The organism is Sphingomonas sp. TF3, assembly GCF_003985085.1.
GTDB lineage: Bacteria > Pseudomonadota > Alphaproteobacteria > Sphingomonadales > Sphingomonadaceae > Sphingomonas.
The window spans coordinates 132,921-154,453 of record NZ_RWKS01000010.1; the positions used below are offsets into that span (position 1 = coordinate 132,921).

A 21,533-nucleotide genomic window follows, 5' to 3' on the forward strand; every position below is an offset into this window, starting at 1 on the left:
ATTTCACGAAAGGAACCGCGATGCTGCGCGTTCGGATAAATCAGGATCTCTGCGTCGGCGCCGGCCTATGCGTCGTCTCCAGCGGCGCGGTGTTCGACCAGCGCGACGAGGACGGCGTGGTCGTGCTGTTGCAGGAATTTCCGCCCGAGGGGCTCCATGACGCCGTGCGCGGTGCGGCGCGCAAATGTCCGTCGCTGGCGATCACCGTCGAGGACGTCGCGGACGCGACGTCCGCAGCATGAGCGGCGTCGTCGTGCTGGGTGCGGGCCAGGCGGGCCTGCAACTCGCCTCCTCGCTGCGCGAGCTCGGCTATGACGACGATGTCACGCTGGTTGGCGACGAGCCGTTCGCGCCCTATCAGCGTCCGCCACTCTCCAAGGCCTATCTCGCCGGCAGCGTGCCCGAGGCGATGCTGTTCATGCAGGAACCCGCCTATTTCGAGCAGCATCGCATCGCCTTCCGAGCGAGCAACGCGGCTGTGGCGGTGGATCGCGCGCTGCATCAGGTCGATCTCGCTTCGGGCGCCTTCCTGACCTACGACCACCTCGTCTTCGCCACCGGCACGCGCAACCGTGTGCTGCCCTGCGTCGAGGGCGAAATGGCGGGCGTATTGTCGCTGCGCACACTGGACGATGCGCGCAATCTTTCCGCCGCGATCGTCACTGCCGAGCGGATCGTCGTGATCGGCGCCGGTTTTCTCGGCCTCGAAGCGGCGACCGTCGCCACCACCGCCGGCCGCCAGGTCCGCGTGATCGAGGCCGGCCCCCGTGCGCTCGGCCGCGTCGTTAGCCAGGCGGTGTCTGCCGTGGTGCGCCGCGAGCATGAGGCGCGTGGCGTGCGCTTCGACTTTTCGGAAGCGGTGGTTGCGATCCACGGAAGCGACGGCGCGGTATCGGCGGTCGAGCTGCAATCGGGCGAGCGAATCCCCGCCGACCTGGTGCTCGTCTCGGTCGGCGTGGTGCCCAACAGCGAACTCGCCGCCGCCGCCGGCCTTGCCGTCCACAACGGCATCGTCGTCGACCATCATCTGCAAACGGAGGATCCCATGATCTCTGCCATTGGCGATTGCGCCGCTTTTCCATTCGCCAGCGAGGACGGCCGCACGGTCCGCCTCGAATCGGTCCAGAATGCGGTCGATCAGGCACGCTGCGTCGCCGAACGTATCACCGGCAAACCCGCCGCTTACGATCAGGTGCCGCTGTTCTGGAGCGACCAGGCCGGGCTGCGGCTGCAGATCGCCGGGCTCACCCGCGGCGACGAAACCGCAGTGATGCGCGGCGATCCGGACGGCACCGCCTTTTCCGTCTTCTGCTATCGCGACGACCGGCTGGTCGCCGTGGAGTCGGTCAGCCGTCTGCCAGACCATATGCAGGCGCGCAAGCTGCTGCGCGCCGGGATCAGCCCGACCCGGGAACAGGCCGCCGATCCCGGCTTCGAGCTGAAGTCGCTGCTGGCGCTGGCGGTAGCGGCATGACCGCCCGTCTGCAGGATCGCATCGTGATCGTCACCGGCGCCGCGCAGGGCATGGGCCGGGCGATCGCCGAACAGGCCGCGCGCGAAGGCGCCGCCTGGGTTACCATCGCCGACATCAAGCGCGACGAAGGCGAGGCCGCCGCCGAGGCGGTGCGCGCGCTGGGCGCCAAGGCGCGCTTCCTCCACACCGACCTGCGCGACCCGAAGGCGATCCACGCGATGGTCGACGCCACCGCCGAGGCGGCCGGCGGGATCGACGTGCTGGTCAACAATGCCGGCATCACCGACGATGCGGTGGCGCACGGCGTTGTCACGATCGAGACGCTGACCGAGGAGATCTGGGATACGGTGATGGCCGTCAACCTTAAGGCCACCTGGCTGGCGATGAAACACGCCACGCCGCACCTGCGGCGTTCGACGCGCTTTCCGGCGATCGTCAATGCGGCGTCGGTCGCCAGCACGGTCGCCTATCCGGGGCTGCCGACCTATGCGCCGAGCAAGGCCGGCGTGGTGCTGCTGACGCAGGCCGCGGCGGTCGACCTCGCCCCCGACGGGATTCGCGTCAATGCTTATGCCCCCGGCGCGATCGACACGCCGATGCTGGCGCACAGCCTCGACGCGTTCGACGATCGCGAAGCGGCGGCGAGCCGTTTGTGGGGGCCGCATCTGATCAAGCGGCTCGGACGACCCGAGGAAGTCGGCAAACTGGTGTGCTTCCTCGCCTCCGAAGAGGCGTCCTTCTCAACCGGCGCCGTGTTCCGGATCGACGGTGGGACGCTCTCCTGGCGCGGCGTCCACTGACCGCATCAGTCGTCGTGGACGACGATCGCCAGGGTCGGGCACAGCCGGGCCGCGGCGATCGCTTTGTCGCGCTTGTCGGCGGGCGCGTCGTCGCGCACCAGATAGACGATGCCGTCGTCCTCGTTCTGCTGGAACAGGTCGGGCGCGGCGACGACGCACTGGCCGACGCCGATGCACTTGTCCGGAAAAATCTCGATCCTCATGGGGCGTCCTCTCGCTCGACAGGCCGTGAACCGGCCTCTGTTCGGGTCATGGGGGCTTGTTCAACGTGAAGCAAGTGACGGAAATACTACGTCGGATTGAATGTGGCTCACATATCCCCCCCGCGGCGCATACCAACGAAAATCATATTGGGAGCATCTCCCACCCCCGCCTAGGCGGGACTCAATAACAGGATTCGTCGACGGCGACTCCCATCGGAAGAGGCATACCATGAGCTTTCACGACCGCATCGGCGCCCCCGCACTCGATTTCCTCAAGCGCCAGCACGGCCTGCTGATCGACGGAAAGTCGGTCGCGGGCAGCGGCAAGCGCACCGAGATCATCGATCCCGGCAACGGCGACGTGATCGCCACCGCCGCCGGGGGCACCGCCGCCGACGTCCATCTCGCGGTCGCCGCTGCCCGGCGCGCGTTCGAAGGCGACTGGGCCAAGGTCAAGCCGATCCAGCGCGCGCGGATGATGTTCAGATATGCCGATCTGGTAGAGGCAAATGGCGACGAGCTGGCGCAGCTCGAATGCATCAATACCGGCAAGCCGCTCGCTTTCTGCCGCAACGTCGACATCCCCAACGTCGCCGAAATGCTACGCTATATGGCGGGCTGGGCAACCAAGATCGCGGGACAGTCGCCCAATCTCTCGCTGCCGGGCGACTGGGTCGCCTATACCCTGCGCGAGCCGGTCGGCGTCGTCGGCCAGATCCTACCGTGGAATTTTCCGCTCAACTTGTTCTCGTGGAAGGTCGCGCCGGCGCTCGCGAGCGGCTGCACGATCGTCTTGAAACCCGCCGAGCAAACCCCGCTGACCGCATTGCGCATGGCCGAGCTGGCCCTCGAGGCGGGAATTCCGGCGGGCGTGCTCAACGTGGTCACCGGCTATGGCGACCCGGTCGGCGCAGCGATCTCGCAGCATCCCGACATCGACAAGATTTCCTTCACCGGATCGACCGCGACCGGCAAACGGATCGTTCAAGCCGCGACCGGCAATCTCAAGCGGGTGACGCTCGAACTCGGCGGCAAGTCGCCGGTAATCGTGTTCCCCGATGCCGATCTCGACGCGGCCGCACTGGGTGTGAGCCGCGCGATCTTCTTCCACGCGGGACAAGTCTGCGCCGCCGGATCGCGGCTGTTCGCGCACGAGAAGATCCACGACGAATTGGTCGAAAAGGTCGCCACGATCGCGCGCGGCATGAAGGTCGGCTACGGCTTCGACGAAGGCATGGACCTCGGCCCCGTCATCTCGCAGCAGCAGCTCGACCGGGTGACGGGGTACATCGCCGCCGGGATCAACGAGGGCGCGACCGTCCATGTCGGCGGCAGCCGGATCGGCGAGCAGGGCTATTATGTCCAGCCGACGATTCTGACCGGCACCAAGCCCGGCATGTCGGTGGTCGACGAGGAGATCTTCGGGCCAGTCCTGTCGACCCAGACCTTCCGCGACGAAGACGTCGACGCGATCGCCGCGCGCGCCAACGCCACCCAATACGGCCTGTCGGCGAGCGTGTGGACCAACGACCTGCGCATCGCCCACAAGATGGCACGCCGGATCAAATCGGGCGCGGTTGGGGTCAACGTCCACTCGGCGGGTGATCCGACCCTGCCCTATGGCGGTTACAAGCAGTCCGGCTGGGGCCGCGAGCGCGGCTTCGAGGCGATCGAAGCCTATACCGAGGTCAAGGCGATCACTCTCAACCTCAACTGATCCAACCATGGCGCGACCGGAATGCCGGCGCGCGAGAGGACTTGCGCATGGCCGACCGTATCGAACGTCCCTGGTATCGCTGGTATGTGCTGGCGGTGCTCGTCCTGGTCTATTCGTTCAGCTATGTCGACCGGCAGATCGTCACCGTGCTCGCGCCGTATCTCAAGGCCGACCTGCACATCAGCGATGCGCAGCTCGGACTGCTTTACGGCACCACATTCGCCTTGTTCTACGGCGTCTTCGGCATCCCGCTCGCTCGGCTGGCGGACGGGTGGAGCCGCGTGCGGACGCTCGCGCTCGGCCTGTCCTTCTGGTCGTTAATGACGAGCTTCTCGGGCGCGGCGAATAGCTTCGCGGCTCTTGGCACCGCACGAATCGGAGTCGGCGTAGGTGAAGCGAGTTCGACGCCGGCGGCGATATCGCTGCTCGGCGATTATTTTGAGCGCGAGAGGCGCGGCACGGTGCTCGGCCTCTATTCGGTCGGCGTCTATGTCGGAGCGGGCGTCTCGCTGATGATTGGAGGATCGGTGGTCGGTTTCTGGCAGCACCAGTATCCGCATTCCGAGACCGCGCCGTTCGGGCTTGCCGGCTGGCAGGCGGCCTTTATGGCGGTCGGCATCCCGGGCTTGCTGCTCGCGCTACTGATCCTGCTGACGATCCGCGAACCTGTTCGCGGCCGGCTAGAAAAGGTGACCCAGGCCGACGATCCCGCTCCGTTCAAAAGTGCGCTGCGTGAGCTCTCGGCGATGATTCCGCCGTTCAATCTCATCCGCATGGCGCGCGAGGGCCAGCCGCGGCGCGAACTGGTCAAGAACGCCAGTTGGATCGTCACCGCGATCGTCTTCTGCACCGTCGTCACGCTCGCCACCAATTCGGTATTGTCGCCCGCCCGCCGCGCCGTGCTCGGCCAAGTCGCGGGCGTGCCGGTCACGAGCAATCTGGTGCAGTGGATGGCGATGGGGATCGCGTTCTACGCGGTGGCGAGCTGGTTCCAGTCGGTGCGGCTGCGTGATCCGCTCGCCTCGCGGCTGATGACCGGTTCGAAGACGTTCCGCGCCCTCACGCTGGCTGGCGCATTCCTGGCGTTCGCGATGAACTCGACCACCGGCTTCGTATTTCTCTATGCGACCCGCTATCTCGGTTTCACCGCCGGCGACGGCTTGCATTTGGGTGTGGTCGCGGCGATCTCGGGTGGACTCGGCATCACCGCCAGCGGCTATCTGTCCGATCTGGCCTATCGCCTGGCACCGACGGGGCGGCTCACGTTCGTGTGCATTACCGCCTCCCTGTTCACCCTCGCCAGCATCGTCGAGTTCACTACTACCAGCACCAGCCTGTTTTATGTGTGTTATGCGATCGCCACCTTCTTCGTGCCGATGTGGTTCGCGCCGAACCAGGCCACGACGCAGGATCTTGTCGTGCCGCGGCTTCGTGGCACCGCATTCGCAATGTACTCGCTGGGCGCGAACATCATTGGCCTGGGCCTCGGGCCCTATACGGTCGGGCTAATCAGCGACGCGACCGGCGATCTGCGATTGGCGATCCTGTGCGCGCTGGCGACCTTGCCACTGACCGTGGCGACGCTGATCTATGCGGCACGCAATCTCGGCGCCGACGAACGTGCGGCAAGAGTCCTCCTCGACGCCTGACGGCGATATGAAAACCATATTATCTCCTTTGCCACGCAAGGTCCAAGCCGGCTCCGAGCCCGACCATACGAGCCGGGTAATGGGAGACGGACATGACCTATAGGACCGCCAGGAGACTGGCATTGCTGTGCTCGGCGATCGCGCCTGCGACGGCGCTTGCGCAGACCGCCCCGCCGGCGGCCCCGCCCGCCGTTTCGATCTCCGATGCCACCAGCGCCGACATCGTCGTCACCGCGCAGCGTCGCGAGCAGCGCCTCCAGGACGTGCCAATCTCGGTCACCGTCGCCAGCGGCGAGAGCATCCAGAAGAGCGGCACCACTGATCTGGTGTCGCTCGCGCAGCGTGTGCCCGGCGTGAAGCTCAGCACCGATCCGCAATCGAACCATATCAACATCCGCGGCGTCGGGTCGGGGCTCAACGCCGGGTTCGAACAATCGGTCGGCACCTTCGTCGATGGGGTTTACCGCGCGCGCTCGCGCACCATCCAGGCGGGCTTGTTCGACGTCGAGCGGGTCGAGGTCCTCAACGGCCCGCAGACCACCTTCTTCGGCAACAACACGATCGCAGGCGCGATCAACATCACTTCGCGCAAGCCGTCGCGCGAATTCGGCTATGACGCGCAAGCACTATATTCGCCGTCCGACGGCGAATATTCCGGCCTCGCCGCCATCACCGGCCCGTTGAGTGATACCTTGTCGGCCCGCGCCGCGGTGCAGGTCTCGGGGATGAACGGCTATATCTACAATGATAATCTGAAGCTGGACGAGCCGCATCTGCGCGACGTCGTCGGCCGGGTGTCGTTCCGGTGGAAACCGACCGACACCTTCCAGTCCGACCTGCGCGTCGATTATGCACACAATCGTGATCGCGGGTCGTATAGCGCCGAAGTCACCGGCTGCCCGCCCCCGGCCGGCTATCCCGCCGCACGCGGCCCCTGCGCGGTCTATCTCTCGCAGCATGGCGGCGCGATCGACAATACGCTCGATTTCCGATCGCTGGCCGGGCCGTCCAATTTCCGGCTCGATATGGTCGAGGCGGAATGGACCAACCGCTACGATTTCGGTGCGGTGGCGTTGAACTCGATCACGAGCTTCAACCACGAGAAATCGAGCACCTTCCTCAACGCGACGCCACTGCCCGCGTTCGGAGTGGCGGGCTATTATTACAATCCGTTCTCCCAGGCTGAAAAGTACGACAGCTTCGCGCAGGAGTTGCGGCTGGAATCGCAGGGCGGCGGTTGGCTGCAATATGTCGCAGGCCTCTATTATTCGCACGGCAAATTGACCAGCCAAAGCGTGTCGTCACTCTATGGATCGCCGAGCGTGGGAGCCGCCGGCGCGCCGGTGACGAGTGCGGCGACGCCGATCGAGACCAACCGCAACCTTTTCCAGACCGACCAAACCCGCTCGGCTTTCGCGCAGGTCACCGCTAAGGTGTCGAGCGCGTTGAGAATCAACGCTGGGCTGCGCTATACCAGCGTCAAGAAGGATGCGAGCCGCAGCTTCATCGTCGGCGTTGGCGGGCCGGTCGCTAGCCTCGCCGACTTCGTGCCGCTCGACGCGGCGACTCAGGCCAAGCTGGTGCCGCTGGTCGCCGGCAATCAGGCCCCTTTCGCGGACCCGCACACCACCTACAGCAAACTGATGCCGTCGGTGAGCTTGCAATATGATCTCGTGCACACGCTGACCGCCTACGCCTCCTTCACCAAGGGCTTCAAGGCAGGAGGCTACAGCGACTCCAACGGCCCGGCGCAGTTCGATTCCGAGAACGTCAATTCCTACGAGGTCGGCCTCAAGGGCTCGGCCCTCGATCACAAGCTGTTCTTCACGTTCGACGGCTTTTTCGAAGACTTCAAGGGCCTGCAACAGGCGTTGACGACGGTTGGCCCGACCGGCGCCAATGTGACCACGGTCGGCAATGCTGCATCGTCCGTCTCTAAGGGTATCGAGTTCAGCGCGACGCTCAAGCCTTCGCGCTATGTCTCGATCAACCTGGCGGCGGCGTATATCGATTCCTACTTTAAGGATTATCGCACCGCCGGCTGCACATCGCTGCAGGTGGCGACGCTAGGATCATCGTGCGTCCAGGACCTGTCCGGTCGCGCGACGCCGTTCGCGCCGAAATTCTCGATCTCGGGCGGGCCGAGCTTCGTCGTGCCGGTGGGCGGTCGTTATCAGGTCCGGCTCGACCCAACTTTGTTCTACTCGACGTCCTACTTCCTCACGCCGACCGACGACCCGATCATCGCCCAGAAGAAATATGCCCAGGTCGACGCGCGGATCGGATTCGGTCCAGCCGACAAGAGCTGGGAAGTGGCTGTGATCGGCAAGAATCTGAACGACGCCAAGGTCATCGCCAGCGGGTCGGTGCTCGGCACCGCACCGGGCCTCGCTTATGCCGTGCTGCAGCGGGCGCGCTCGGTGGCGGTCTCGTTCACGCTGCACCGCTGAGCGCCGGGCCGGGCGCCCGGCGCCTGGCCCGCTACAGGGTGCGGGACATGAGCAATGTGGGATACTGCTCGAGCATAATCCCCGCACTGCGCCGCGCCGCATCGATGAACATCTCGACCAGCGGCGTCGTCGTATCCTTGCGCAGTGCCACCGCGAAGGTGATGCCGCTAGTCTCCTCGGCAAGCGAACGGTAGGCGACGCCGTTGGTTTGCATCGTCTGCATGATTGCCGGCACGATCGACACGCCCATGCCGGCCGCGACCAGGCACACCGACGTATGCATGTCCGACACTTCATGCGCGATATTGGGTTCGAGGTCGTGCGCGTCGAACACGTCGAGCACCCGATCGCTATAGCCACGGCCGGTGCCGCGCGCGACCGCGATTAGCGGCAGCGCCGCGATCTCCCGGATGCTGATCGACTCGCCGAAATCGTTGGCCTGGGTGGACGGGACCGCCACCACCAGCCGCTCGCGATACAGTGTTTCGGTGCGCAGGTCGCGCTGGTGGATCGGCCCGCGCAGCAGCCCGACCTCGATCGTACCCTCGTTGAGGCCGACGATCTGCTGCGCGATCGTCATTTCACGCAGGCTGATCTCGACATTGGGGCACAGCGTGTTGAAGTGCCGCAACAGCCCGGGAAGAAACGAATAGATCGCCGAATAGACCGCCCCGACAACGATGTTCGCCCCAGCCCCGCGCTCGACCAGCCGCACGGCGTCTTCGGCGGCGGCGGCGGCATTGATCACGCGGTGCGCATGATCGACCAGGATCTCGCCCGCGGCGGTCAGTAGTACGCGGCGTTTCTCGCGCGTAAACAGCGCGGTACCGAGTTCCTGCTCGAGCGCCAGGATCTGCTGGCTGAGCGGCGGCTGTGCGATGCCTACCTTTTCGGCGGCGCGGGTAAAATTCAGTTCCTGCGCGACCGCAAGGAAATAGCGCAATTGGCGGATGTTCATGGCCGGAGGGTACCGGGTTTCGGGTCGGTTGGCGAGGCTCAGGCGGGGATGAGCACCCGCCCCTCCATCAGCCGCCGCGCCGTGCGATAGACGGTGACGGCGCGGGCGACCCCGTCGCAGACGTCGGCATCGACCGGCAACACGCCGCTCGCATGGGCGATCTGCAGCACCTCGCCCGCGGCCACGCCTACGATCGCCGCGACCAGCGTTCCCGGCAACCGCGCCGCCACCGCCAGGCACATCGCGCCGGTCAGCGGCGTCGCCCTGTGCGGCTGGCCGGCCGAAATCATCCGTACCCGGATATCGGCGCCCTCGCCCTCCACCGCCGACACCAGCGCGACCAGCGGCAGATTGGGCACTTTCACGCGTGCCTCTTCCAGCGTGTTGACGATCCCCATCGCCACCGCGGCGGCCTGGCGCAGCGCGTCGAAGCGCGCGAGCCGATCCGGATGGGCGCCTAACGCCGCCGGCGTTTCATCACCTGCAAGCCCGAACGCTTCGGCGCGGACGAATACGACCGGATTGGCGGCATCGACCAGCGACACCTCGACAAGCCCCACGTCCGGAACGTCGAGCGTATCGACCGGACGGCCGGTCGGCAGCAGCCTGCCGGTAGCCGCACCGCCGGGTTCGAGAAAATCGAGCCGGATCGACGCGCCGGTGCCAGCCACGCCCTGGATCGCAAGGTTGCCGCGTACCGCCGCCTTGCCGCCGGCCAACGGGAAATGGGCGTGGATGATCTTGCCCGAGGTGACGTGATGGATACGGATCAACGCTTCATCGCCGCTGAGCGCCACCAGTCCCTCGTCTACCGCGAACGGGCCGACCGCGGCGGAGATGTTCCCGCAATTGCCGCGATAGCTGACGGTGGTGCCCTGCACCGAGACCTGTCCGAACAGATAGTCGACATCGGCGTGCGGATGCGCCGAAGGCGCGAGCACTGCGACCTTGGATAGCGATGAGATGCCACCGCCGAGCCCGTCGAGCTGGCGCTCGCGCGGGTCGGGGCTGCCGAGCGCGGCGGCGAAGATCGCATCCCAACCCGGTCGATCCTCGATCGTGCCCGGCAGGTCACGCGCATGAAACATCAAGGCGCGGCTGGTGCCGCCGCGCATATAAACGGCGGGAATCGCGATCTGCGGCGCGTCGCTCACAGCAGCTCGCCATTGTCCTGGCCGAGCGCCGGCGCCGGCCCGCGCGGCGGCAGGCGATGGCCGTCGACCGTCATCGGGTAACGCGGCGCGCGCACCGTGCCGAGCGGGGTCTCCATCTCGCTATAGATCGCATTGTGCACGACCTGCGCGTCGATCATGCCTGCGTCGGGACCGTTGACCGGCGCGACCGGCACCCCCGCCGCGCCGAACAGCGGCAGCCATTCGGCGGTCGTCTTCTGGCGCAGCGGCTCGGCGATGATCTCGAAGAAGCGGTAAGTGCGCTGGCGGCTGTCGGCGATGGCGCGCAACTCGTCCTTCTCGCCGACCTTGTCGACCACCTGCAGCGTCGCACTCAACTGCTTGCCGGTCACCGGCGACAGCACCATGTGGCCATCCTTTGTCGCGACCACGACCTGCGGCGGCGCATTCCATTCGCGCGTGTCCTCGACGAAGGTGCGGTGCTGCAGCATGTCCGGGAAATTATAATAGCTCATGATGTCGAGCATCGAGCTTTGCAGATGCACGCCCTTGCCGGTGCGGCCCCGCGCGACGAGTCCGGCGAGCGCCATCTGGCAGGCGAAGGCAGCGCCGATCTTGTCGGCGAGGAAATGGTTGGTCGCGCGAGGCACGCCATCGACCGCCTCGAACGCGAGCAGGCCGGTGCGCCCCTGCAGCAGCGCGTCGTAGACGGGCTCGCTGGAGAGCGGGCCGTCCGGGCCATAGCCGGTGATCGACAGCCGGATCAGCCGCGGGTTGATCGCCGCGATCACGTCCTGCCCAAGTCCCAGCTTGGCGGTGACTTGCGGCTTGCTGTTCTCGATGAAGATGTCAGCATCGGCGAGCAGGCGCTTCAATTGCTCCAGCCCCTTCAACGTCTTCAGGTCGATCGTCACCGCGCGCTTGCCGGTATTGCCGTTGAGCCAATAGATGCTGGTGCCCTCGCGCATCGGGCCGACATTGCGATAGGGATCCCCGGTCGGCATCTCGACTTTGATCACGTCGGCGCCCATGTCGCTCAGCATCTTCGCGCTGAACGGCCCGGCCAGATACGTGGTCATGTCGATCACCTTCACGCCAGCGAGCGGGCGGACGAAGGTCTCGGGGCCGGATGTCGTCATGGAAGGGTCTCCTGTGGGGTCTGGGATCGCAGCGCGATCAGCGACAATAGGGCGTCAATGGTGGGGGTCGGCAGGTCCGCCAGATGCCGGGCCGCCGCGATCGAGCGGGCGAGCGCGTCGATCTCCAGTGGGCTGCCATGCTCCAGGTCCTGCAGCATCGACATCTTGTGCCCGCGCGCGGAAAGCGTGACGGCGATCCGCTTTTCGGCGGCGACAGGGACCGCGATGCCCAGCCGTGCCGCGACCGCATCGGCTTCCTCCATCATCCGACGGACGGTGCCGATCGCCTGCGCGTCGTCGCCGATCGCGCCGTTGGTGGCGCCGGTCAGCACCGCGACCGGGTTCCAGCACAGGCTGTTGACGAACTTGATCCAGATATCGCCGCGAATAGCATGGCGCACCGGCGTGGGAATGCCGGCGTCCGACAGCAGTCTGGCGAGCGTCGTCGCCCGGCCGGAAATCGTACCGTCGAGCTCGCCGACCATGCAGGTCGCGCGCGCGCCGTCCTGCCGGATGATCCCCGGCCCTTCGGCATGCGCGCCGATCCAATAGACGATGCCGAGCACCTGCGCGGGAGGCATCGTCCGAAGCTGCGTTCCGGTCGGGTCGACCAGCGGCAGCGGCGTCTCGCCAAGGCCGTGGAGGAAGGCGGCGGGCAGCCCGGTGGTCGGCGGTAGGATCGCGGTATGATCGCCGATCAGCGGCCCGAGCCGCGGCAGCGCAGCGTCGAGCTGGTGCGCCTTCAGCGTCAACAGCACGAAGTCCTGCGGTCCGAGCGTTTCGGGGGCGTCCGTTGCCGCCACCCGCGCTGTGAAGTCCTCCTGAGACGTCATCACCCGAACGCCATCGGCGCGGATCGCCGCGAGCGTCGCGCCGCGCGCGACGACGCTTACCTCGCACCGCCCCCCGCGCGCCAGATGCGCGGCGATATGACCGCCGATCGCGCCCGCGCCGAATATGCAGACCTTTGTCATCGTCTCTCCTGACGCCGCTATAGGCTGCTCTGCGCGCTCAAGGCGACGTGCGCGCGGCTTCCAGACGACAAAGGTCTAAAGCCAGAAGTTGTTGGTCTGACCGGGGAGAGCAAAACAGTTTCATCCAATCCCCTTTCGATATTGGCTTGGGGGTCGCGAGGGGCCTAGGCCGGATGCACAAGAGCAGCGCGGGCAAGCGCGACGCGAGAGGAATGAAGCTTGAATCTGGGCGAAGAAAAGGAAATGTTCCGCGACACGGTCCGCCGGCTGACGGCGGACAAGTTCGCGCCGGCGGTTGCCGACCTCGAGCGCACCGACCGCTTTCCCGGCGAACTCGTCGAAATCATGGGCGACATGGGGCTGCTGCAGATGTGGGTGCCCGAGGAATACGGCGGCCCCGGTGGCGACCTCACCACGATCTGCATCGCAAAGGAAGAGATTGCGCGCGGCAGTTCGCTCGCCATCTCCACTTTGTGCGCGAACAATTCGGTCGGCATGTCCCTGCCCCTGCTTCATTTTGGCACCGACGCGCAGAAGGCGCGTTATTTCCCGGAAATGGCCAAGGGTCGCACGATCGCCGCAGTCGCGATGACCGAGCCGCAAGCCGGCTCCGACGTTGCCAGCATGCGCACCTCCGCGCGCAGGGACGGTGACAGCTACGTGATCAACGGTCAGAAGAACTGGATCACCTGGGGCGCTGACGCGAACTACACGCTCGTATTCGCTCGTACGAACGACCTCAAAGGCCATGACGGGATCAGCGCCTTCCTAGTCGATACGAAGACCCCCGGCTATATCGTCGGCCGCAAGGAAGAAAAGCTCGGCCGTCACGGCGCGCCAACCTGCGGCCTGTTCTTCGAGGACATGCGTGTCGAAGCCGACTGCATGATCAGCGAGGAGGGCAAAGGCTTCAAGGCGTGCATGCGGATCATGGACCTAAATCGCCCGACCGTTGCCGCCTCCGCGCTCGGCATGGCGCAGGCGGCGCTCGATCTCTCGGTCGATTACGCCCGCGGACGCATCCAGTTCGGCCGGCCGATCGCCGATCTGCAGGCGATCCAGTTTAAACTCGCCAAGATGGCGATGCATGTCGAGGCGTCTCGGGCATTGCTCTATACCAGCGTCGCCGAGATCGACAGCGGCGACTGGAGCCGCCTCCCCTATCTGGCATCGACCTGCAAATGCTTTATCTCCGACGTGGCTATGGACGCGGCGCTGGAGGCGGTGCAGATTCTCGGCTCCTACGGCTATTCGAAGGAATATCCCGCCGAGCGGCTGATGCGCGATGCCAAGCTCAACCAGATTCTCGAAGGCACCAATGAGATCCACCATCTGATCGTCGCGCGCCGCCTGCTGGCGGCGGCCGCGGCCTGAACGAGGACACCATCATGGCAGACACCGAAACGACCGGCAGCGTAGATTATCTGGCGAAGGACGGGCGCGCCTACATCACGCTCAACCAGCCCGCCAAGAAGAACGCGATGACCGACGCGATGTGGGACCAACTGATGCTGGCCTACGGCCAAGCCGAGGCCGACGACGACGTCCGCGTCATCGTGCTGACTGGCGCGGGTACCGACTTCTGCACCGGCCACGACATGTCGGAGGTCGGCAATCAATATGGCGAGACTACGCTCGACGCCAAGGGCCGTCCACGCCGCCCGAGCCAGCGCGCGCGGCTGCAGTACGATACCAAATATGTCGCGCGCTTCGAACGGATCTTTACCTGCCTGACGCCCAGCTTGGCGCTGGTGCGCGGCTATTGTCTCGGCGGCGGCCTGTATCTGGCGGAAGCGTGCGACCTGGTGATCGCCTCGGAGACCGCGAAGATGGGGCATCCCGAGCAGAAGCTCGGCCTGTCGGGCGCGGCGTATTTCGACGCCTGGGAGATGATGACGCTCGGCATCCGCAAGGCGCGCGAGCTGCTGCTAATGGCCGAGATCTGGGATGCAGAAAAGGCGCATTCGGCCGGCCTGATCAACAAGCTGGTGCCCGATGACGAGCTGCTCGCGCGCGGCGAGGAATGGGCGGAGCGCATCGTCCGCCTGCCGCGCGACGGCATCGTCATCGGCAAGAGCGCGACCCTGGTCGCGATGAACTCGCTCGGCATCAACAAGCAGTTCTCCTACGGCCCGGTCTATCATGCGCTCGCCTCGAACATGCGGTGGGAGGCCGACGAGGTGAACTTCTTCAAGCAGAAGCGCGACAAGGGCGTCAGCGCCGCCAACAAGGAGCGCGAGGCGCGCTACGACGTCAAGGCGGACGGCGAGACGGCAGGCGACAAATGAGTGCGCTCCAAGGACTGCGGGTGCTCGACTTCACCCAGATGATGACCGGGCCGATGGCAACCATGCTGCTCGCCGACGCGGGCGCCGACGTCGTCAAGGTCGAACAGCCGACCGGCGATCCGTTCCGCAAATCGGGCGAGACCGGCATCGCCGGCGACGGCGCCTTCTTCCTCGGCGTCAACCGCAACAAGCGCGGCGTGGTGATCGACCTCAAGACCCCCGAGGGCCAGGCCGCCGCGCGCCGGATGGCGACCGAGGCCGACGTGTTCGTCGAGAATTTCCGCCCCGGCTTCACCGACAAGATGGGTATCGGCTATGACGATCTCGTCAAGCTCAACCCGCGGCTGATCTATTGCTCGATCACCGGCTTCGGCCAGACCGGACCGAACGCCAACCGCCCCGCGCTCGACCAGGTAATGCAGGCCTATTCGGGTCTGATGCAGGTCACCGGCACGCGTGACTCGGGACCGCTCAAGATCGGCTTTCCGTTCAGCGATCTGGTCACCGCGCTATTCGCGACGATCGGCATCCTCACCGCGCTGCAATCGCGCGAGCGCACCGGCCAGGGCCAGCGCGTCGACCTGTCGATGCTCGACGCCTCGCTGTTCGCGCACGTCCCGCGCGACGTCTATTTCTCGCTGACCGGCAAGACGCCTGGCCGCTGGGGCAACGAGCATTGGGATATCGTCCCCAACAACGTTTACCGCTGCGCCGACGGCGAAGACATGATGATCATCACGATCAACGACAAGTTCTGGAAGATCCTGTGTGACGCGATGGGCGATCCCGACTTCGCGACCGACGAACGCTACGCGACCAAGGCCGCAAGGCTCGCCAATCGCGACAGCCTCGACGCCCGGCTCGGCGCCCTGTTTGCGACGCGCCCGATCGCCGAATGGGAAGCGGTGCTGCGCGACGGCGGCGCGATCTACGGCCCGGTACGGACTTGGCCCGAGGTATTCGCCGATCCCTATACCCAGGCCGAGATGCTCACCACGCTTACCCATCCCTCGGGCGAGACGTTCGAGGTGATCAACAACCCTCTGCGCTTCTCGCAGACCCCGACCGAGATCCGCACCGCTCCCCCCACTTTGGGCCAGCATAACGACCAGCTGTCGATGGACAGTATCTGGTCGCCGCTCGCCGCCAACTAACGGACATCCTCATGAACGCGCTGCTTCCCCCCACCGCCCCCATCAGCCGTGCGGCGCGCCTGCAGGCGATGATCGCCGGCACCGGCATCGTCCGCATGCCCGGCGCGCATAACGCCCAGGCCGCTCTCCAGGCGCAGGCCGCCGGGTTCGAGGCGCTGTACCTGTCGGGCGCAGCGATGAGCGCCTCGATGGGGCTGCCCGATCTCGGCATCATCTCGGTCGACGACGTTTGCTTCTTCGTGCGGCAGATCGTCCGCGCGACCGACCTGCCGGTGCTGGTCGATGGCGACACCGGCTATGGCGAAGTGCTTAATGTCATGCAGACGGTGCGCGCGTTCGAGGAGGCGGGCGCCGCCGCGATTCAGCTCGAGGACCAGATTCTGCCTAAGAAATGCGGGCATCTCAACGACAAGCGCCTCGCCACCCCCGACGACATGGCGCGCAAGGTCGCTGCCGCCGCCAAGGCGCGGCGGGAGATGCTGATCGTCGCGCGCACCGATGCCGCCGCCAGCGAAGGCGTCGAGGGCGCGATCAAGCGCGCCAACCTCTATGTCGAGGCGGGCGCCGACGTGATCTTCTCCGAGGCGCTGACCACGCCCGAGATGTTCCGCCAGTTCACCGACGAGGTGAAGGCGCCGCTGCTTGCCAACATGACCGAATTCGGTCGCACGCCTTCGCTCACCGCCGACGAGCTGGAGGCGATGGGCTATAGCATCGTGATCTGGCCTGTCTCGTCGCTGCGCGTGGCGAACAAGGCGCAGGAGGACCTTTATGCCGCCATCAAGCGTGACGGCAGCGCGACCACAATGATCGGCCGGATGCAGACCCGTGAGGAACTGTACCGGACGATCTCGTACAACGCCTATGAAGCGCTCGACGCCAGCATCGTGCAGAGCATCGCGCCCAAGGAGGCCTTCGCGTGACAGCGCGCTTCGCCGGCCGGGTGGCGATCGTCACCGGCGGCGGAGCGGGTATCGGCGAGGCGATCGTGCGGCGACTGGTCGCGGAGGGTGCGCGCGTCGCCTTCTGTGATATCGACGGGGCGGCGGGTGCGCGGCTCGCCAGGGACCTCGGTGACGCCGTGACCTTCCGCGAGCTCGACGTTGCTGACGGTGACGGTCTCACCGCATTTATCGAGCATGCGGCCGCACAGCGACTCGACATCCTGTGCAACAACGCCGGCATCACCGAGCCCGGCTCGACGCGGGACATCGACCTCGCGACCTGGCGGCGGGTGATGGCGGTGGACGTCGAGGCGGTTTTCCTCGGCTGCCGCGCGGCGATCCCGCATCTGCGCCGCTCGGATCGCGCCGCGATCGTCAACACCGCCTCGCTCGCCGGGTTGGGCGGCTATGCCGGGATGGCCGCCTACAGCACTGCCAAGGGCGCGATCGTCAATTATACTCGCTCGCTGGCGATCGACTGCGCCGCGGATGGGATTCGGGTGAACGCCATATGCCCCGGCCTGGTGCGGACGCCGATGACGAGCGTGCATCGCAGCGACCCTGCGCGCGAAGCGCGGATGATGTCGACCATCCCGCTCGGGCGTGTGGCGGAGCCGCACGAAGTGGCATCGGTGGTCGCCTTCCTTGCCTCGGACGACGCTTCCTATGTCACTGGCTGCGCACTGCCCGTCGACGGCGGCACGTTCGCGGCGGTACGACCCGGCCTGTCGGGCGCCGGCGCGGCGCTCTGAAGCGTGACGCGGCGCAGCGGCTGACGTATCGCCGGCTCTCACCCTACGAGGAAAACCCGATGGCGACGACCGACATGCTGGCGGGCATCCGCATCCTCGACCTGACGACGGTGATGCTCGGGCCTTATTGCACCGAGACGCTCGCCAACATGGGCGCCGACGTGATCAAGCTCGAGCCCGAGCTAGGGGACGAGATTCGCCGGGTCGGCAAGCCCGCGATGAACCGCCGCATGGGTCCGGTCCACCTGACCATGAATCGCGGCAAGCGCTCGGTGGTCTGGGACCTCAAGACCGCCGAGGGCCGGCGCGACGTGATGGACCTGATCACCAGCAGCGACGTGCTGATCCACAATCTGCGGCAGGATGCGGTCGAGCGCGCCGGGCTGGACTATGAGAGCGTACGCAAGGTGCGGCCCGACATCGTCTATGTCCATTGCACCGGCTTCGGCTCGGACGGTCCGTATGCCGGCCGCCCCGCCTATGACGACATCATCCAGGCGGTTTCTGGGGCGACCAGCCTGATCCCGCGCGTAACCGGCGACGAGACGCCGCGCTTCCTGCCACTGGCGATCGCCGACAAGGTGAGCGGACTGCACGCGGTCTATGCCGTATTGGGCGCGCTGCTCTACCGCGAGCGCTCGGGCGCGGGCCAGGCGGTGGAGGTGCCGATGCTCGAATCCTTCACCCATTTCCTGCTGCAAGAGCATATGTACGCGCACACCTTCGTACCGCCCAACGGCCCGGCGGGCTATCCGCGCCAGCTCGATCCGGACCGCCAGCCGATGGCGACGTCGGACGGCCATATCGTCGTCGCGCCGTATACCGACACCCGCTGGCTGCGGCTGTTCGACGTGGTCGGACACCGCGAAGCGCTGGCCGTCCCCGAACTGGAAACCCCGATCCTGCGGCTCAAGAACGTCGCGATCATGCAGCGCGCGCTCGCCGCGATCGTCGCCGGGCGACCGAGCGACCATTGGCTCGGCCTGTTCACCGAGCACGACATCCCGTGCTGCCGCGTCAACGGGCTCGAGCAGGTGTTCGAAGATCCGCATCTCGTCGCCACCGGCTTTTTCGAGCGGCTGACCCACCCGACCGAAGGCGATTATATCGGCCTCAAGCCCCCGGTGCGCTTCGGCGCCGGCCGGCCGATCGCGGTGCCGCACGCCCCGCTGATCGGCGAGCACACCGACAGCGTGCGCGACAGTCTCAGGCGGCCTTGAACCGCACCGGCAGCGAATGCAGCCCGCCGATGAAGTTGGTCTCGGTATGCTCGGGTTCCCCCGCCAGCTCGATCGACGCGACCCGCGGCATAAGCTCCTCGAACAGAACGCGCATGTCGAGCTTGGCGAGATGCTGGCCGAGGCACATGTGCGGACCGTTGCCGAACGACAGATGCTGGTTGGGCGAACGTCGGATATCGAACGCGTCGCCATCGGCATAGACGTCGGCATCGCGATTGGCCGAAGGGTAGCTCAGGAAGAGCCGGTCGCCCGCGTGAATTTTCTGCCCGCTGACCACCACGTCCTCGTTGGCGGTGCGCATGAAATGCTTGATCGGCACCGACCAGCGGATCGCCTCGTCGACGAAGCCCTCGGTTAGCGACGGATCGGCCTTCAACGCCGCGAACTGCGCGGGCGCCTTCAGCATGCCGAGCATCCCGCCCGCCGTGGACGACGTCGTCGTGTCGTGCCCGGCAGTAGCGATCGCGACATAATAATCGAGTTCGTAATCCTCGCGGATATCCTCGCCCTCGATCTTGGTGTTGGCGATCAGCGAGATCAGATCGTCGCGCGGCTCGCGCCGCCTGGCCTTGCTCAGCTCGCGGAAATAGGCGTGGAATTCCTCGAGCGTATCGCGCCAGTGCCGCGCCGCGGCGTCCATAGTCGGCGCTGCGCCATCGGGACTCGGAGGCGGCGCGCCGAACAGCCGCTGGGTGAGCGACAGCGTATGGGCTTCGTCCTCCTGCGGCACGCCCAGCATCGAGGAAATTACCCGTAGCGGATAGTGCATCGCGAAATCGCGGACGAAATCGAATTCGCCCTCGTGCGCCAGCATCTCAGTGACCGAGGCGCGCGCGATCTCACGGATGCTCTCCTCGAGTTTGCGGATCCGGCCGGGCATGAACGAAGTGGCGGTCAGGCTGCGATACACCGCGTGTTCGGGCCGATCCATGAAAGCCAGCGAGTTCATCGAGCGCAGTTTGCCGCCGTTGGCCTGGCGCAGATAGGCGTCGCCCGCCTGGGTGTTGAGCACCAGATTGTTGTCGCCGTTGATGAAGACCTTGGCATTGCGCGAAATCGCCATGACGTCGGCATATCGAGTCACCAGCCAGAACCGATCATAGCCGGGGACACTTGCCTTGCCGAGCGGCACGTTGTCGCGCAGCCAGGCCAGCGCCGGATAGATGACAGTGTCGTCGACATAGGATTTCGGAGCGACCACTGTCGCCGCGACGTCTGCAGGGACGATGGCGTCCTGAACGTCGTTGCCCGGAGTTTCGGCGGTATCAAGCATTCCTCATCCCTTCGTGATGCGCCGATTCGCGCCGCGACACGCAGTGCGCGCCTGGTACCGGTTAGGGTCAGAACGTGCCGGGTGGAAAGACGATTTCACTATGGCTGGCGCGCTACCAGCGCACCGGCAGCCGCCGCAGCCCGTGGACGAGCTGCTCGTCCTTGAACTCCAGTGCCGCGAACGGCACCGCCAGTTCCAGCGCCGGGAAGCGCCGGAACAGCGTCTCGAACACGCATGCCAGCTCCATCCGCGCCAGCGACTGACCGACGCATTGGTGCACCCCGAACGAGAAGGCCATGTGCGCGCTTGCGTCGCGCGTCACATCGAAGCGCTCGGGGTCGGGAAAGGCCGCCGGATCGTGATTGGCCGCGGTGAGCAGGGCGTAGACCCCGTCCCCGGCACGGATGGTATGGCCCGCAATCTCGACGTCAGCGGTCGCCACCCGCGCCGAGTTATACTGCACGATCGTGTTGAAGCGCAGCATCTCCTCGACCCCGGCGGCGAGCGCCTCCGGGCTGGCCAGCATCGCCGCGCGCTGCGCGGGATTGTGCAGCAGCACAACGGTGCTGAGCGCGATCTGGTTGGTGGTGGTCTCGTGCCCGGCCAGATACAGCAGATTGGCGATGTTGACCGCGTCACGCCGGGACAGGTGGCCGGGACGGATCTGGTCGATCACCAGCCGGCTCAAGAGGTCCTCGCCATGGCCGGGATCGCGGATCTTGTCGTCGAGCACCGCGCCGATGATCTCGACCATCTTGCGCGTGGCCTCGGCCGGCACCGCCGGGTCGACCGTCAGGTCGTTCTTCTGCGCGCCGAGGATTTCCATGTCGTGATGATGCCGCGCCGGCACCCCGAGCATCATCGAGATCACGATCGACGGGAGCGGCCCGGCGAGATCGCGAACCAGATCGCCCGGTTGGTTCCTCGCCGCCATCGCGTCAAGCAGACGATCGGCCACCGCCTGCACTTGCGGGCGCAGCGCATTCATTCGCTTGACCGTAAATTCCTTGGTCACCATCCGCCGGAAAAACGTGTGGTCCGGCGGATCCAAGGTGATGAAGCTCTGGTAGGAATCGAGAGCCGAGGCGCGTGCCGGCGACAGCATCGGATAGCCCGGGGTCGAGGGCACCGCGCTGAAATCGGGATTGGCCAGGATTTCGCGGACATCGGCCCAGCGGGTGAAGATCCAGGCATTGGCGCCGTTCCAGAGGTCGACCCGCCGGACCGGCTCACGCTCGCGCAGCAGCGCATATTCGGGGGGTGGCGACAACGGCCCGGCCGAGCGCGCGAAGGGGAAGGGACAGCGCGACTCGGCGGCCCGCGAGTTCTCGAGCATATCCCACTCCATGGTCGTTGTCGTTTTCGTTGGCCTCGAACCTAGGCC

19 protein-coding genes are annotated in these 21,533 nt (G+C 66.1%); 12 read left to right on the plus strand and 7 right to left on the minus strand.

Annotated elements, in window-relative coordinates; genetic code table 11:
• The first annotated feature begins 20 nt into the window (after window positions 1-20).
• The 3 genes from EJC47_RS11165 to EJC47_RS11175 are packed head-to-tail and all read left to right on the plus strand — an operon-like array spanning window position 21 to window position 2,274.
• Window positions 21-242: a ferredoxin gene (locus tag EJC47_RS11165; RefSeq protein ID WP_126847661.1), complete on the plus strand. Its 222-nt coding sequence runs from the start codon at window positions 21-23 to the stop codon at window positions 240-242.
• Complete coding sequence (locus EJC47_RS11170) at window positions 239-1,474, plus strand: NAD(P)/FAD-dependent oxidoreductase (protein WP_126847663.1); 1,236 nt, start codon at window positions 239-241, stop codon at window positions 1,472-1,474. The genes EJC47_RS11165 and EJC47_RS11170 overlap by 4 nt, the downstream gene beginning before the upstream one ends.
• Entirely contained in the window at window positions 1,471-2,274 is an 804-nt protein-coding gene (locus tag EJC47_RS11175; RefSeq protein WP_126847666.1) for an SDR family NAD(P)-dependent oxidoreductase, read from the plus strand. The genes EJC47_RS11170 and EJC47_RS11175 overlap by 4 nt, the downstream gene beginning before the upstream one ends.
• A 5-nt stretch (window positions 2,275-2,279) precedes the next feature.
• Here the strand turns inward: EJC47_RS11175 and EJC47_RS11180 are convergent, their stop codons facing one another.
• Window positions 2,280-2,477, minus strand: coding sequence for a ferredoxin (locus tag EJC47_RS11180; RefSeq protein WP_126847668.1), 198 nt, complete (start codon window positions 2,475-2,477; stop codon window positions 2,280-2,282).
• Window positions 2,478-2,706: 229 nt separating this feature from the next.
• Here EJC47_RS11180 and EJC47_RS11185 point away from each other — a divergent pair, with 229 nt between their 5' ends.
• From EJC47_RS11185 to EJC47_RS11195, 3 genes are all read left to right on the plus strand, one after another.
• Complete coding sequence (locus tag EJC47_RS11185) at window positions 2,707-4,194, plus strand: aldehyde dehydrogenase family protein (RefSeq protein ID WP_126847670.1); 1,488 nt, start codon at window positions 2,707-2,709, stop codon at window positions 4,192-4,194.
• Between the two features lie 47 nt (window positions 4,195-4,241).
• The gene (locus EJC47_RS11190) at window positions 4,242-5,843 is read left to right on the plus strand and encodes an MFS transporter (RefSeq protein WP_126847673.1); all 1,602 of its coding nucleotides are present in this window, start codon (window positions 4,242-4,244) and stop codon (window positions 5,841-5,843) included.
• 92 nt (window positions 5,844-5,935) lie between these two features.
• Complete coding sequence (locus EJC47_RS11195; RefSeq protein WP_126847675.1) at window positions 5,936-8,293, plus strand: TonB-dependent receptor; 2,358 nt, start codon at window positions 5,936-5,938, stop codon at window positions 8,291-8,293.
• A 31-nt stretch (window positions 8,294-8,324) separates the two neighbouring features.
• Here EJC47_RS11195 and EJC47_RS11200 read toward each other — a convergent pair whose 3' ends face one another.
• From EJC47_RS11200 to EJC47_RS11215, 4 genes are read right to left on the minus strand one after another with little or no spacing between them, the layout of a single operon-like run.
• Window positions 8,325-9,251, minus strand: coding sequence for a LysR family transcriptional regulator (locus EJC47_RS11200; RefSeq protein WP_126847677.1), 927 nt, complete (start codon window positions 9,249-9,251; stop codon window positions 8,325-8,327).
• Window positions 9,252-9,289: 38 nt separating this feature from the next.
• Window positions 9,290-10,405 (minus strand): 2-methylaconitate cis-trans isomerase PrpF family protein, encoded by a 1,116-nt coding sequence (locus EJC47_RS11205; protein ID WP_221885173.1) that lies wholly within the window; start codon window positions 10,403-10,405, stop codon window positions 9,290-9,292.
• A complete protein-coding gene (locus tag EJC47_RS11210) occupies window positions 10,402-11,523 on the minus strand; it encodes a CaiB/BaiF CoA transferase family protein (protein ID WP_126847679.1) in 1,122 nt (373 codons plus the stop codon). The genes EJC47_RS11205 and EJC47_RS11210 overlap by 4 nt, the downstream gene beginning before the upstream one ends.
• Window positions 11,520-12,497 (minus strand): ketopantoate reductase family protein, encoded by a 978-nt coding sequence (locus EJC47_RS11215; RefSeq protein WP_126847682.1) that lies wholly within the window; start codon window positions 12,495-12,497, stop codon window positions 11,520-11,522. Before EJC47_RS11215 ends, EJC47_RS11210 begins: the two co-directional genes overlap by 4 nt.
• Before the next feature lie 219 nt (window positions 12,498-12,716).
• Here EJC47_RS11215 and EJC47_RS11220 point away from each other — a divergent pair, with 219 nt between their 5' ends.
• The 6 genes from EJC47_RS11220 to EJC47_RS11245 are packed head-to-tail and all read left to right on the plus strand — an operon-like array spanning window position 12,717 to window position 18,855.
• Window positions 12,717-13,871 (plus strand): acyl-CoA dehydrogenase family protein, encoded by a 1,155-nt coding sequence (locus EJC47_RS11220; RefSeq protein ID WP_126847684.1) that lies wholly within the window; start codon window positions 12,717-12,719, stop codon window positions 13,869-13,871.
• Between the two features lie 14 nt (window positions 13,872-13,885).
• Window positions 13,886-14,785: an enoyl-CoA hydratase/isomerase family protein gene (locus EJC47_RS11225; protein WP_126847686.1), complete on the plus strand. Its 900-nt coding sequence runs from the start codon at window positions 13,886-13,888 to the stop codon at window positions 14,783-14,785.
• Window positions 14,782-15,939, plus strand: coding sequence for a CaiB/BaiF CoA transferase family protein (locus EJC47_RS11230; RefSeq protein WP_126847688.1), 1,158 nt, complete (start codon window positions 14,782-14,784; stop codon window positions 15,937-15,939). The genes EJC47_RS11225 and EJC47_RS11230 overlap by 4 nt, the downstream gene beginning before the upstream one ends.
• Before the next feature lie 11 nt (window positions 15,940-15,950).
• On the plus strand, window positions 15,951-16,862 hold the full coding sequence (gene prpB / locus EJC47_RS11235) for a methylisocitrate lyase (protein ID WP_126847690.1): 912 nt from the start codon (window positions 15,951-15,953) through the stop codon (window positions 16,860-16,862).
• The gene (locus tag EJC47_RS11240; protein ID WP_126847692.1) at window positions 16,859-17,635 is read left to right on the plus strand and encodes an SDR family NAD(P)-dependent oxidoreductase; all 777 of its coding nucleotides are present in this window, start codon (window positions 16,859-16,861) and stop codon (window positions 17,633-17,635) included. The genes prpB and EJC47_RS11240 overlap by 4 nt, the downstream gene beginning before the upstream one ends.
• A 59-nt stretch (window positions 17,636-17,694) precedes the next feature.
• On the plus strand, window positions 17,695-18,855 hold the full coding sequence (locus EJC47_RS11245; RefSeq protein ID WP_126847694.1) for a CaiB/BaiF CoA transferase family protein: 1,161 nt from the start codon (window positions 17,695-17,697) through the stop codon (window positions 18,853-18,855).
• On the opposite strand, the gene EJC47_RS11250 is transcribed toward EJC47_RS11245, so the two are convergent.
• Window positions 18,842-20,149 (minus strand): cytochrome P450, encoded by a 1,308-nt coding sequence (locus EJC47_RS11250; protein ID WP_126847696.1) that lies wholly within the window; start codon window positions 20,147-20,149, stop codon window positions 18,842-18,844. The two genes, EJC47_RS11245 and EJC47_RS11250, sit on opposite strands and share 14 nt — an antisense overlap.
• A 112-nt stretch (window positions 20,150-20,261) precedes the next feature.
• Window positions 20,262-21,485 (minus strand): cytochrome P450, encoded by a 1,224-nt coding sequence (locus EJC47_RS11255; RefSeq protein ID WP_126847698.1) that lies wholly within the window; start codon window positions 21,483-21,485, stop codon window positions 20,262-20,264.
• Between the last annotated feature and the right edge of the window lie 48 nt (window positions 21,486-21,533).